11 protein-coding genes are annotated in these 13,493 nt (G+C 73.9%); 5 read left to right on the top strand and 6 right to left on the bottom strand.

All coding sequences use genetic code 11. The annotated features are described in order from the left end of the window. Positions 1-33 precede the first annotated feature (33 nt). The gene (locus tag V5D56_RS06670; RefSeq protein ID WP_435738265.1) at positions 34-1,761 is read right to left on the bottom strand and encodes a cellulase family glycosylhydrolase; all 1,728 of its coding nucleotides are present in this window, start codon (positions 1,759-1,761) and stop codon (positions 34-36) included. Positions 1,762-2,136: 375 nt separating this feature from the next. Here V5D56_RS06670 and V5D56_RS06675 point away from each other — a divergent pair, with 375 nt between their 5' ends. Then, complete coding sequence (locus V5D56_RS06675) at positions 2,137-2,799, top strand: TetR/AcrR family transcriptional regulator (protein ID WP_435738266.1); 663 nt, start codon at positions 2,137-2,139, stop codon at positions 2,797-2,799. Between the two features lie 42 nt (positions 2,800-2,841). Here the strand turns inward: V5D56_RS06675 and V5D56_RS06680 are convergent, their stop codons facing one another. The 3 genes from V5D56_RS06680 to V5D56_RS06690 form a co-directional block, all read right to left on the bottom strand. Next, positions 2,842-3,633, bottom strand: a complete 792-nt coding sequence (locus tag V5D56_RS06680; RefSeq protein WP_435738267.1) for a septum formation family protein — start codon at positions 3,631-3,633, stop codon at positions 2,842-2,844. A 2-nt stretch (positions 3,634-3,635) separates the two neighbouring features. Then, positions 3,636-4,283 (bottom strand): DUF4190 domain-containing protein, encoded by a 648-nt coding sequence (locus V5D56_RS06685; protein ID WP_435738268.1) that lies wholly within the window; start codon positions 4,281-4,283, stop codon positions 3,636-3,638. Positions 4,284-4,348: 65 nt separating this feature from the next. After that, positions 4,349-5,140: an exodeoxyribonuclease III gene (locus V5D56_RS06690; RefSeq protein ID WP_435738269.1), complete on the bottom strand. Its 792-nt coding sequence runs from the start codon at positions 5,138-5,140 to the stop codon at positions 4,349-4,351. A 79-nt stretch (positions 5,141-5,219) separates the two neighbouring features. Here V5D56_RS06690 and V5D56_RS06695 point away from each other — a divergent pair, with 79 nt between their 5' ends. The 4 genes from V5D56_RS06695 (at position 5,220) to V5D56_RS06710 (ending at position 11,775) form a co-directional block, all read left to right on the top strand. Further along, positions 5,220-5,984 carry an SDR family NAD(P)-dependent oxidoreductase gene (locus V5D56_RS06695; protein WP_435738270.1) on the top strand — a complete coding sequence of 255 codons (765 nt, stop codon included), beginning with the start codon at positions 5,220-5,222 and terminating at the stop codon, positions 5,982-5,984. Between the two features lie 74 nt (positions 5,985-6,058). Further along, entirely contained in the window at positions 6,059-6,880 is an 822-nt protein-coding gene (locus V5D56_RS06700) for a hypothetical protein (RefSeq protein ID WP_435738271.1), read from the top strand. A 19-nt stretch (positions 6,881-6,899) separates the two neighbouring features. Then, complete coding sequence (pyrE, locus tag V5D56_RS06705; RefSeq protein ID WP_435738272.1) at positions 6,900-7,475, top strand: orotate phosphoribosyltransferase; 576 nt, start codon at positions 6,900-6,902, stop codon at positions 7,473-7,475. A 214-nt stretch (positions 7,476-7,689) separates the two neighbouring features. Continuing rightward, entirely contained in the window at positions 7,690-11,775 is a 4,086-nt protein-coding gene (locus V5D56_RS06710) for an HtaA domain-containing protein (protein ID WP_435738273.1), read from the top strand. A 63-nt stretch (positions 11,776-11,838) separates the two neighbouring features. Here the strand turns inward: V5D56_RS06710 and V5D56_RS06715 are convergent, their stop codons facing one another. After that, on the bottom strand, positions 11,839-12,624 hold the full coding sequence (locus V5D56_RS06715) for an HAD-IIA family hydrolase (RefSeq protein ID WP_435738274.1): 786 nt from the start codon (positions 12,622-12,624) through the stop codon (positions 11,839-11,841). Then, positions 12,621-13,454 (bottom strand): VTT domain-containing protein, encoded by an 834-nt coding sequence (locus V5D56_RS06720; protein ID WP_435738275.1) that lies wholly within the window; start codon positions 13,452-13,454, stop codon positions 12,621-12,623. The genes V5D56_RS06715 and V5D56_RS06720 overlap by 4 nt, the downstream gene beginning before the upstream one ends. Positions 13,455-13,493: the final 39 nt, after the last annotated feature.

The raw sequence follows: 13,493 nt of genomic DNA on the forward strand, positions 1-13,493 counted from the left end.
GGTCGGCCCCGTCGGTCGGCCCCGTCGCGCGGATCAGCCCGCGGTGCCGGTGACCGCGGTGCCGTCGCGCCGGACGACGTACTCGAGGGTCTCGCCGCTCCAGAAGTGGAACGTGAGGGTCACGGGGGCGCCGTCGGTCACCTCGGCGAAGAACGCGGGCCGCAGGACGATCTCCTCGGCGGCCGCGTCCGGTGCGAACGTCACGTCGAACTCCTTGAACGACGTCCACCCGTGCGGTCCGGCGTTCGTCCCGTCGGCGTAGCGGGCCTCCATCGTCGCGAGGCGGTCGCCGCGGAACTGCGTCGGGACGGCGAAGTCGTCCGTCGTGCCGGTGGCGTCGCCCAGGACGGGGACGTCGGCGCCCACGACCTCGATCCACCAGGGCAGGCCGCCCGCGAACTTCACGCGCAGCTCCGTGCGCGTGCCCAGCGTCCCGTCGCCGGCGAGGCGGTCGAGGAGCGTGGCCGAGAGGGTCAGGTCGTTCCCGACGAGCGTGTAGTCGCGCCCCTGCTTGAGCTTCTTCTTCCCGTCGTACAGGTCCCGGAAGCGCGTGCCGTTCGGCTCGAGGACGACCGTCTGCGCGGTCACCGCGCCGGCACGGACGAACACCTGGTCCGTCGAGGCCGTCCCGGAGCGCCGGTCCCAGCTCGTGGAGATGTGCTCGAACAGCTCGGGGTCGCTCCACGTGAGCGCCGTCCGGTCGAGGTGCTGGCCGTTGTCCCACAGCATCGTCGTGATGCCCGTGGTGCGAGCCTGGTGGCCGAGCCGCTCGAAGAACTTGAGCTTCTCGCCCTGCTCGATCGTGCCGGTGTGACGGTCGAAGCCCAGGAGCCCGTACTCGCCGAGGATCACCGGGATCCCCTGCGCGACGAACGTGTCGTGGACGCGCGCGAAGGTGCCGTCCATGTCGGCCCGGGCGACGTCGTCGAACCGCGTGCCGCCCGCGACGTTCACGCTGAACGGCCAGTAGCCGTAGTAGTGGAACGTCGCCGCGAGGTTCGGGTCGTCGAGGGCGTCGAACGTCTCCACGAGGGCGTCGAGCCGCCCCTGGTCGGCGTTGGTGTGGAGCGTGGGCAGCACGAGCACGCGGTCGGCGTTCCGGCCGCCGCTCGCGCGCACGACGTCGTGGAACACGGTGTTGAGCTCGTCGAGCAGCGCGTAGGCGGTCGTGTCGTCGACGCCCGCGAACTGCGGCTCGTTGATGCTCTCGAAGAGCACCGTGCGGGGCTGGTCGCGGAACCGCTCCGCGAGCTGCTCCCACGTCGCGGTGAACTGCGCGAGCACGGCGTCGTGGTCGGAGCCCATCTGGTGCGTCCACATCCACGAGTCGTGGTGGACGTCGAGGAGGACCGAGAGGTCCTCGTCGACCGCCCAGTCCACGACCTGCTCGACCCGGTCCAGCACGGCGGGGTCGATCGTGTAGTCGGGAGCGGTCCCCTGGTGCTGGCCCCACGTCACCGGGAGGCGGATGCTCTCGAAGCCCTGGTCCTCGATCTCGTCGAGCAGCTCGCGCGTGACGACGGGGTTGCCCCAGGCCGTCTCGTCCGCGCCGACGGCGTCGAACGAGTTGCCGAGGTTCCAGCCGGGCTGCATCGCGGCGACGACCTGGTTCGCCGACGGCGGTGCCGGGCGCTTCGTGCCGAGGTCCGTGGCGACGGCCGAGGGGGCGCCGGTGCTCGCGGCCGCGGGGGACGCGAGGGACGTCGCGACCGCGACGGTGGCGGCGAGCGCCAGGAGGCGGATGGGTCGGGATGGTGTCACGGGGATGCCCTTCGTCGCGCAGTCCGTCGCTCGCGGGGTGCTCTCCGGCGAGCGGTCCGTCGGGGGCGGCGGGTCCGTCGCCCCCGGTCTGGTACGCCTCGCCGCGGCTGTGCGGTCGAAGCGCTTCGATGGTCACGGTAGGGGACCACGTACCGTAGGGCAAGGGGTCAGGCGCACGCGGGTCGCGTTTGGTGCCCGGGAAGGCGTCGGTGTCCTGCCGGGCGCAGGGCAGCGCGTGCGGGGTGGTTCGAACCGCTTCGCCTGGCCCGGGTGCGTGCCCGCAGAGACGGCTGTGCCGCACGGGGACGAGGAGCGCCGGGACACCCGCTTTCCGGTCGGTAAGGTTCGCAGGACGGGCGACGGATGGAGCAGGCGATGACGAGCGCGACGACCGGGACGGTCCGGGCAGGTGGCGGACCCCGCCGAGCCGATCTTGCGGATCCCGGGCGGGGGTACGCCAAGGGGCGGGCGAAGCGCGAGCAGATCCTCCAGGCGGCGATCCAGCTCTTCGGCGAGGTCGGGTACCACTCGGCGTCGCTCCGCGAGCTCGCCTCCCGTGTCGGGATGTCGCACCCCGGGCTCCTGCACCACTTCCCGACGAAGGTGTCGCTGCTGGAGGCCGTGCTCGAGCATCGTGACGTCGTCGACCGGTCGGAGCTGGGCGAGGAGATCGAGCGGGGCACCGACTACGTCGACGCGCTCGTCGCACTGGTCGAGCGCAACAGCCGGCGCCGCCCCGTGGTCGAGCTGTTCACGGCGCTCGCGGCGGAGGCGACGTCGCCCGACCACCCGGCGCACGAGTATTTCGTCCAGCGGTACGCCACGACCGTCGCGGCCATCCGGGACGGGCTGCAGCGATACGCCGACACCGGGCGGCTGCGGGACGGCGTCGACGCCGCCGTCGCCGCCCGCCACGTCGTCGCCCTCATGGACGGGCTGCAGGTCCAGTGGCTGCTCGCGCTCGACCGCGACGAGGAGGATCGCGTCGACATGGCCGCGGACCTCCGGGCCTACCTCCGGATGGTTCTCGCCGACTGAGGGTCATCGAGGGTCATCGCCGAGGCGGCTGATCCCGGGCTCTCAGCCGAGGAGGTCCGCCGGCAGCGGCTCGTCGCTCGCCGCGAGGCACAGGCCGGTGCGGTCGCCGTCCCGCCACGACGCCTCGGTCGGCGCCCACACGACGCGCTCGACGCCCTCGGGCGCCGCGGCACCGAGCGTCTCCGGCCCGCAGACGCGGGCGACGCGGCGGTCGACGGCGTCCTGGCCGGGCCACGTCTCGTCGGCGCCGAAGTCGGTGCGCGCGACGACCTGGGCCCGGTGCTCGTCCGCGCACGGGACCACGCGCACGCGCGTGACCTCGCCGTCGGGCGGCAGCTCCTCGAGGCAGCTGCCGAGCACGAGCTGCCGGGCGTTCACGGTCGCGGGCTCGCTCACGTCGCCCGCGAGGGGCGTCCGTGCCTGTTCGCCCTGCCACCAGGCGATCCCGCCGACGACCCACCCGAGCGTGACGGCTGCCCCGACGGCCATGCCCGTCAGCGCGAGCCCTCGCCCCCGCGTCCGGTGCGCGCGGACCCGGGACAGCGCGGCGCCGCCCAGCCCGATCCCGACGGGACCGAGGACGAGCCCCGCGGGAACGCTCGCCACGGCGAGCGGCTCCGTGCGTGGAGGTGGCGGGGTCCATCCCGGCGCGTAGTACGTCTCCGCCGCGAACCCGCCCACCGCCGTACCGGTGGTCGCAGCGCCGCCGTCGGAGGGTGGTGGTGCGGGCACCGGCGGCGCGGGCGGCGCAGCGTCCGGCGTCACGCCCGCCGGTCCGCGGCCCGCCGGGGGGTGCGGACGGCCGTCGGGCGGTGCGAAGAGGTCGTCTCCCATGGTCAGACCCCGTCCGAGACGATCCCGACGAGCAGGAGCCCCAGCACGACCGTGCCCACCGCCCCGACGGCGATCCCGGCGATCGCGAAGCCCTTGCCGCGCTTGCCGTCACGCATCACCTGGTTCAGCGCGACGATGCCCAGGACCAGCCCGACGACGCCCGTGAGGCCGAGGCACAGGACGAGGCTCGCGACGGAGACCACCATCGACGCGACGGCGAGCCCGCTCGTCGGGGTCACGGGGCCGTACGGCTGCCCGTACGCGCCCGGGTACGCCGGGCCGTAGCCCGGCGGCGGATAGCCGGGCGACGGATAGCCCGGCGGCGGATAGCCCGGCGGGGGGTAGCCCGCCGCCGGGTCGCCCGGCCCGGGGTACGGCGTCGTCCCGGGGGGCGTCCCGTACGGGGCCGAGGGGCCGGGCCCGTAGGGCGAGGTGTGTCCCGCGGACGGCGCGACCGCTCCCGACGGCGGTGCGAACCCGTCCGCACCGGTCCCGGGGACGGTGCCGCCGGCCGTCGGCGCGGCCGGGGCGAGGGCGTCGTCCTCCGAGGGGAGGTCGTACGGCGACCACGGCTGCTGCTGCGGGCGACGGGGCGCGTACGGGTCCGGGTCGTCCGGGGAGCCGTACGGCGGGACGGGCGGCGTCGTCATGGTCACACCGTAATTCGTCCGGCGGTGCGCCGTGCCCGGCGCCCACAGGCTGTGGAGAGGGCTCGTCAGTCGGCGAGGTCGACGACGACGGGCACGTGGTCCGACGCGCCCTTGCCCTTGCGCTCGTCCCGGTCGATGAGGACGCCGGTCGCCCGGGCGCGCGCCGCGGGCGACAGGTAGGCGAAGTCGATGCGCATGCCCTCGTTCCGCGGGAACCGCAGGCGCTGGTAGTCCCAGTACGTGTAGGTGCGCTCGGCGGGGATCGCCTCGCGCGTGACCTCGGTGTACCCGGCGGCGCCGAACGCGGCGAACGCGTCCCGCTCCGCGGGCGTCACGTGCGTCTTGCCGGCGAACTTCGCGACGTCCCACACGTCCGTGTCGAGCGGCGCCACGTTCCAGTCACCCACGAGGGCGATCTGCGCCGACGGGTCGTCCGCGAGCCAGCCGGCGGCGCGGTCGCGCAGCTCGTCGAGCCAGCGCAGCTTGTACTCGTAGTGCGGGTCGCCGACCTCGCGCCCGTGCGGCACGTACAGGCTCCAGACGCGCACGCCGCCGCACGTCGCGCCGAGGGCCCGCGCCTCGACCCGGGCCGGGTCGCCGAAGGCGGGCTGACCGGGGAACGACGTCTCGACGTCGTCCAGGCCGACACGCGAGACGACCGCGACGCCGTTCCACTGGTTGACGCCGACGTGCGCCACCTCGTACCCGGCGTCCTCGAACGGGCCGACCGGGAACTGCGCGTCGGTGCACTTGGTCTCCTGGAGCGCCAGGACGTCCGTCCCCGACCGTTCGAGGAACGCGACCGCCCGGTCGACACGGGCGCGGATCGAGTTGATGTTCCAGGTCGCGAGGCGCACGGGCACCAGCGTAGGTCCGACCGCCCCCGCGCCCGCACGCCCGCACGCTGGTCGGCCGCCACGACCGTAGGCTGTGGCCATGGCGACAGCACTCATCACCGGCGCGAGCGCCGGCCTGGGCCTGGAGTTCGCGTGGCAGCTCGCCACGGCGCGGCACGACCTCGTCCTCGTCGCGCGTGACGAGGCGCGCCTGGAGGAGGTCGCCGGGCAGATCCGGGCCGCCGCGGGGGTGCACGTCCAGGTGCTGCCGGCGGACCTCACGCTTCCCGACGACGTCGCCCGGGTCGCGGAGCGTCTCGCCGCCTCGGGCGACGGCGAGCAGCGCCCGGTCGGACTCCTCGTCAACAACGCGGGCTTCGCGACGCACCAGCGGTTCGTGGGCGGCGACCTCGACGTCGAGCTCGGCGCCCTCGACGTCATGGTGCGCGCCGTCCTCGTCCTGTCGCACGCCGCCGCCGAGCAGATGACCGAGCGGGGACGCGGCGCGATCCTCAACGTCGCGTCCGTCGCCGCGCTCACCGCCGGCGGCACCTACGCCGCCGCCAAGGCGTGGGTCCGCACGTTCACCGAGGGCCTCGCCGTCGAGCTCGCCGGTACGGGCGTGAGCGCCACGGTGCTGTGCCCCGGCTTCACGCACACCGAGTTCCACGAGCGGGCCGGCGTCGACATGTCCGGGCTGCCCGACGTCGCGTGGCTCGACGCCGACCGCGTCGTCGCCACCGCGCTCGCCGACGTGCGGCGCGGCGTCGTCATCTCGACGCCGTCGACGCGCTACCGGCTCGCCTCCGCAGCGCTGCGCGCGATGCCCCGCTCCGCCGTGCGGGCCATCGGCCGGCACCGCTGACGACGGGCCGCGCCGCACCGCTAGGGTGAGCGGCGCGCGGGGGCGACCGACTCCCGGGCGAGAGGGGGGCGGTCGTGGGACCCGACGTGGGGTTCGGCGAGATGTCGAGCATGTTCACCGTCGTGCCGATCCTCATCGGGGTGGCTGCCGTGCTGGTCTTCGGGTCGGCGATCGTGCGGCTGGTCCGTGGCGCCACCGGGCGCGGCGGCGGGGGCACGGGCAGCGGGTCCGGGGTGCTCCGGGCGCCGGACCCGAGCTGGCAGCGCACCGCTCGCGACGACTCGCTCGTCGACCGGTACCGCGGCGGACCGTTCGCCGCTGACGGGTTCGAGCGCGGCGCGGTCGACGTCCTGCGCGGCACCGTCCAGGGCCACCCCGTCACCGCGTTCACGTACGAGTGGCACACGCACGAGTACGAGAGCTCCGGCATCGGGACGGACTCGTCGCGCCGGCGCGTCGTCGTCCGGCGTGCCGCGCCGATCGTCGCGGTCGAGACCGGCGGCGTCGTGCCCCGGCTCGAGCTCAAGCCGGAGGGCGTCCTCGGCGGCCTGGTGAACAGGGTCACCGGCGGGGAGATCGAGGTGGGCGACCCCGAGGTCGACAAGGCCTGGTCGATCCGCGGCGTGGACGGCGAGCGGACGCGACGCTTCCTGGGCCCGGACGTGCGGGGACTGCTCATGTCGTCCTCGCTGCGGGGCGAGCGGATCGTGCTCGACGGGGCGTACGCGTTCGTGTGCACGTCGACGGACGTCGCGGCCGTCTCCCGGGACCTCGTGGCCCTCGTGCGGAGCGGCCTCTCGGCCGCCGACGGGGTGCCGCCGTCCTCGCCTGCCGCCGGGGCGCCGGGGCGGGCCGTGACCGACGCACCCGACTGGGGCACGCCCGGGAACGGGTGACCCGACTACCCTGGCGGTCGTGACTACCGAACTCTCCTCGACCCCGCGCGAGCAGCTGCTCGACCTCATCCGCGAGCTCGCCGTCGTGCACGGCAAGGTCACGCTCTCCTCGGGCAAGGAGGCGGACTACTACGTCGACCTGCGCCGCGTCACGCTGCACCACCGCGCTGCGCCGCTCATCGGGCACCAGATGCTGGACCTGCTCGAGGAGCAGGGCCTCGGGACCGCGGAGGTGGACGCCGTGGGTGGCCTGACGCTCGGCGCCGACCCCATCGCGACGGCGCTCCTGCACGCCGCGGCGTCGCGCGGCCAGGACCTCGACGCGTTCGTCGTGCGCAAGGCCGCGAAGGCGCACGGGATGCAGCGCCAGATCGAGGGGCCCGACGTCGCGGGTCGCCGCGTGGTCGTGGTGGAGGACACCACGACGACGGGCGGGTCGCCGATCGCCGCGATCGAGGCCGTCCGCGCCGCCGGTGGCGAGGTCGTGGGCGTCGCGACGATCGTCGACCGCGCGACGGGCGCGGGGGAGAAGATCGAGGCGCTCGGGGTGCCGTACCACTTCCTCTTCAGCCTGGAGGACCTCGGGCTGGCCTGAGCCTCCCCACGAACTCTCTCTGGCAGACGCCTCGCGGTCCCCTCGGGCGGCGGGGCGTCGTCGTGCGCGGACACATCTCACACCCACTAGGCAAGGCTTACCTTGCTTTGGTGAGGGTTGCCTTATACAGTCCGACGCGACAGTGCGTCAGATCGCGCTGAGCACTCCGCCCGGCCTCCGCCGCGGCGGCCGAGAGACCAGCACCGGAGACCTCGTGCGCACATCCCTGCCGGGACGCCTCAGCCGCGTCCTCGCCTCGTTCCTCACCGGCGCGCTCGTCGCCGGTCTCACCGTCGGGGGCGTCGTCGCCCCCGCCCAGGCAGCCACCGCGGAGATCCAGGGTGGCTCGGCGACCTGGAACTTCGTCGACTCGTGGTCGAGCTACGTCACGGGTCCGATCGCGCAGGGGACCATCACCCCGGCGCCCGGGGCCGCGGGCTCGGCGTACTCGCCGGCCTCGGGCACCTACGACGACGAGACGGGCACCGGCACGGTGCGCTTCGGCGGCACGACCCGCTACGAGGGGCACCACGGTGCTCTGGACGTGACGATCTCGGACCTGACGCTCGAGCTCACCGGCCCGACGACCGGCGTGCTGCGCGCCGACTTCTCAGGGACGGTCACCGAGGGTGCCGGGAACGACGCCACGGTCGCCGAGGTCACCGTCACGACGACCCGCACGGGCGACGACGTCACCCTCACCGCGAACGGGACGGTCGGCGCCTCCCTCGCGAGCGTGTCGAGCTACTTCTCGATGTACTCCGGGCGGGCGATCGCGCCGCTGACCGCGACGTTCACGGTGCCGGAGCCGGTCCTCCCGGCGGTCACCACGACGACGACGCTCGCCGTCGCGCCGTCCGGCGCGTCCGTCGAGGGCGGCACGGTGGGGCTGACCGCGACGGTGGCGCCCGCCGCGGCCGGGTCGGTCGAGTTCCGGGACGGCGACACGGTCCTCGGCTCCGCCGAGACGTCCGGGGGCTTCGCACGCCTCCAGACCGGCCCGCTCGCCGTCGGCGACCACAGCTTCTCGGCGGTGTTCACGCCCGCGGACGTCGCGGCGTTCACCGGCTCGAACTCCGCGGTCGTCGGTCACACGGTGACCGCCGCCGTGGAGCCCGAGCCCACGCCGGTCGCGGACCCGGAGGTGACGGTCACGCCGTCCACGCCGGTCGACCCGGCGGTGGAGAACACGTTCACGGTGTCGGGGACGGGCTTCGTCGGCCCGGCGGCGCAGTACGGGGCGTACGTGGTGCTGGGTGACGCGTCGATCTGGGACGGTTCCGGGCCGCTCGTCGCGACGGGGTGGCTGAACCTGGGCTGGGTGCAGCCGCGGCAGATCGTGGACGGCGCGTTCACGACGACGTTCACGGTGCCGGCGGGGTCGTTCGACCCCGAGGTGGAGTACGTGGTGGCGACGTCGGCGGCGCACGGCCTGTCGGTGACCGACCGTCGTCTGGACACCTTCACGCCGGTCGTCGTCCAGGGCGCCGAGCCGCAGGAGCCGGTCTGGGAGCCGTCCGTGACCGTCTACGCCGCGGACGGCGTGACCCCTCTCGGGGACTCCGCCGTGCGGGCAGGTGACGAGATCGTCGTCAAGGGCTCCGGGTTCGACCCGGCGGGGAACGTCGGCGGGCGGGGGATGCCGATCCCGGCGACCCTGCCGCAGGGCACCTACGTCGTCTTCGGCAAGTTCGCCGAGCAGTGGCGCCCGTCGGAGGGCGCCGGGTCCTCGGCGCGCAAGGTCGTGTCGCAGAGGTGGGCGCTCGCGGAGGACGTGCTCGACCAGGTCCCCGCGGTGTTCCAGCAGGCGATCCGGGACCAGTGGGTGGAGATCACGCCGGACGGCACCTTCGAGGCGACCCTCACGGTCGGTGCGTCCGAGGCCGAGGGCCGCTACGGCGTCTACACGTACGGCGCCGGCGGCGTGACCAACGCCGACCAGGAGCTCTACGCTCCGGTCGCCTTCACCACCGAGCCGACGGCTCCCGTCTGGGAGCCCGCCGTCGAGGTCTTCGCGGCGGACGGCACGACACCGCTCGGTGACACCGAGGTGTCGGTCGGCGACACGATCGTCGTCAAGGGCTCGGGCTTCGACCCCGCGGGGAACGTCGGCGGGCGCGGCATGCCCATCCCGTCGCACCTGCCCCAGGGCACCTACGTGGTGTTCGGCAGCTTCGCCGAGACGTGGCGGCCCTCCGAGGGCGCCAAGGCCTCCGCGCGCACGGTCGGGTCCCAGTCCTGGGCCCTCGCCGAGTCGGTCCTCGACCAGGTCCCGCCGCAGTTCCAGGGTGCGATCCGTGCCGCCTGGACCGAGGTCGCCGAGGACGGCACGTTCGAGGCGCGCCTCGTGGTGAAGAACCCCGCGGCGCTCGACGGCGGCCGCTACGGCGTCTACACGTATCCCGCGAGCGGCGTCGTCAACGCCGACCAGGAGCTCTACGTCCCGGTCGCGTACGACGCACCGCAGCCGCTCACCGTCTCGCCGTCGTCCACGACGGTGGAGGCGGGGAGGTCCGTGACGCTCACCGTGGGCGGGTTCGTCGACGGCGACACGCTCGCGGGCGTCACGCTCGACGGCGACGACGCGACCTTCACGCGGACCGGCAGCACCGTCGTGGTGTCCGTCCCGGAGGGCGCCGCGGGTGAGGTCGCGGTCGTCGTGACGTCGCGGCTGGGCGTCACGGGCAGCGCCACGCTGACCGTCACGAGGCCGTCCGTCGAGCCGCCGGTCGACCCGGAACCGTCCGTCCCGACGACCGTGGGGAGCCTGAGCTGGGGCGTCCGGACGTCGTTCGTCGACTACATCACTGGGACGATCGCGAAGGGCGGTGCGACGACCAGCGACGGCGCGTCCGTCTCCGGGAAGACCTTCACCTTCCGCCAGTCGACGCCGTGGTCCGCCCCGCAGACCGGGAAGGCCACCGGCTACGCCGGGTCCGTGCAGTTCACGGGTCACGACGGCCTGCTCAACCTCACGGTGTCGAACCCGCGCGTGCGGATCGACGGACCGGCCTCGGGCACGCTCGTGCTCGACGTGACGTCGTCGAACCTCGACGGCACGTCGTTCGACGAGGACGACGTCGCGTTCGCGTCGCTCGCCCTGCCGGCGCCGACGACCGCGAGGGACGGGTCCGTCACGTACTCGGGCGCGGCCGCGACCCTCACCGCCGCGGGCTCCGCCGCCTTCTCGGGCTTCTACGACGCGGGCGCCGAGCTCGCGCCCGTCACCTTCACGGTGGGCGTGCCCACGTCAAAGCCTGGCGGCGGTGACGGCGGCAGCATCGGCACGCCCGGCGACGGGTCGACGGGCGGCTCGGCGGACCCGGCCCGGGCGACGCTCTCGGTCTCCCAGGCCGCCCCGGGCGACGAGGTGACGATCAGCGGGATCGGGTTCGGCGCGAACGAGGCCGGCATCCGGTCCGAGATCCGGTCCACGCCGCGGACCCTCGCGACCGGCGTGGCCGCGAACGCGGGCGGAGCCGCGAGCGCGACCGTGACGATCCCGGCGGACGTCGCGCCGGGTGAGCACACGCTCGCGCTCGTCGGCGCGGGCCACGAGGCGACGGCACCGATCACGATCGTCGGGAGCGGAACGACGGGCTCCGGCCCGGGCGCCGGTCAGGGCGCCGCCGAGGAGAAGTGCTTCGCGCAGGGCGTCAACGGCGCGACGCTGACCTGGGGCGTGAGCGACCGCTTCCGCGCCTACGTCACGGGTCCGATCGCGAAGGGCTCCGTCTCGACGAGCGGCGTGCGCGACAACGGCACGACGTTCACGTGGAGCGGTGGCAAGGGGTCGTTCAACACCGACCTCGGCAAGGGCCGCGCGAGCTACGGCGGCACGGTCTCCTTCTCGGGCCACGAGGGAATCCTCGACCTGCAGATCTCGAACCCGCGCGTCGTGGTGAACGGCTCGACGGGCACGCTCGTGGTCGACGTCCGCAGCAGCGACATGGAGGGCAACGCGTCCTCCTCGAACGGCGTCGCGTTCGCGAGCCTGGACCTGTCGGGGGCGAGGTCGACCTCGGGTTCCACCATCACGTGGAGCGGCGCTCCGGCGACGCTCACCGCGGCCGGCGCGGCGGCGTTCGCCGGGTTCTACGACGCGGGCACCGCGCTCTCGCCCGTGACGGTCTCGTTCCCGGTGGGCGGCGACGTCGAGTGCGACGTGTACTCGGGCCTCGCGGCCACCGGCTCGGACGGCGGGAACCTTGCACTGACGGCCCTGGCGCTGCTCCTCACGGGCACGGTCCTCGTGGGCGCGACCACGCGCCGTCGGGCCCGGGCGCGCGTGACCGCCTGACCGGACGGGATGCACGACGGCGCCCGGTCACCTCGGTGACCGGGCGCCGTCGCGTCCGTGGACTCAGACCAGGTCGACGAGGTCCGCGACCGAGTCGACGACCTTGCTCGGCCGGAACGGGAAGCGGTCGACCTCGGACATGCGCGTCGAGCCCGTCATGACGAGGTACGTGTACAGGCCCGCCTCGATGCCCGCGACGACGTCGGTGTCCATGCGGTCGCCGATCATCGCCGTCGTCTCCGAGTGCGCGTCGATCCGGTTGAGCGCGGACCGGAACATCATCGGGTTCGGCTTGCCGACGAAGTACGGCTTGCGGCCGGTCGCGGACGTGATCATCGCCGCGACGGCGCCGGTCGCGGGGAGCGGACCCTCCTGCGACGGGCCGGTCGTGTCCGGGTTGGTGCAGATGAACCGCGCGCCCCCGAGGACGAGGCGGATCGCCTTGGTGATCGCCTCGAACGAGTAGGTGCGGGTCTCGCCGAGCACCACGTAGTCCGGGTCCGACTCGGTGAGCGTGTAGCCCGCCTCGTAGAGCGCCGTCGTGAGCCCGGCCTCGCCGACGGCGTACGCGCTGCCGCCCGGGATCTGGTCGTGCAGGAACTGCGCCGTGGCGAGCGCCGAGGTCCAGATCGACTCCTCGGGCACCTCGATGCCCGACGTCGCGAGCCGGGCCCGCAGGTCGCGGGCCGTGAAGATCGAGTTGTTCGTGAGGATGAGGAACGGGCGCCCCTTGTCGCGGAGCGCCTTGACGAACTCGGCCGCACCGGGGATCGCGTGGCCCTCGTGGACGAGGACCCCGTCCATGTCGGTGAGCCAGCTCGAGATCGTCCGCGTCGGCTGCTCCGTCATCGTGCGCCCTCCGTCGTGGTCCCGTCCGCGGCCTCGTCGGCCCGCGCGCCGGTGGTGGGGTCGTCGTCGCCCGCGAGGTGCTGGCCGGTGACGACGTCGGCGACCTGCTCCAGCACGGGCTCCGGCTCCCGCCGCGCGGCGCGTCGTGCCCGCCACACCTCGACGACCATCGGGAGCACCGACAGCGCGACGATGAGCAGCACGAGCGCCTCGATGTTCTCGCGCACGAACGTGATGTTGCCCAGGAGGTACCCGAGCACCGTGAGGCCCACCGCCCACAGCAGGGCGCCGAGCAGGTTGAAGCCGACGAAGTGCTTGTAGTCCATGCGCCCGACGCCCGCGGCGACCGGCGCGTACGTGCGCACGATCGGCACGAACCGCGCGATGACGATCGTCCGCCCGCCGTACCTCTCGAAGTAGGCGTTGGTCTGGTCGATGTACTTGCGCTTGAAGAACCGTGAGTCCGGCTTGTCGAAGATCTTGGGACCGGCCGTGCGCCCGATGAGGTACGCCGTCTGGTCGCCCAGGAAGGCCGCGGCGAAGAGCAGCGCGAGCAGCAGCGGCAGGCTGATCTGCAGCGAGTCCTGCGCGACGAGCGCACCCGCCGTGAACAGCAGCGAGTCGCCCGGGAGGAGCGGGAAGAGCAGCCCCGTCTCGATGAAGACGACGAGCACGATCCCGACGAGCGCAGCGTCGCCGAACCGGTCGATGAGCGACTGCGGGTCCATCCAGTCCGGCCCGAGGGCGACGACGTGCCCGCCCGGACCGGCGGCGGCGAGGTGTGCGACGCCGTCGGGCAGGGCGCCGACGAGCTCAGGAAGGGTGCTCACGGGGTCTCAGCCTAGCGGGGAGGGCTCGCGGCCCCGGGC

It is taken from the genome of Cellulosimicrobium sp. PMB13, from assembly GCF_051294865.1.
In the GTDB taxonomy this organism is placed as follows: Bacteria; Actinomycetota; Actinomycetes; order Actinomycetales; family Cellulomonadaceae; genus Cellulosimicrobium.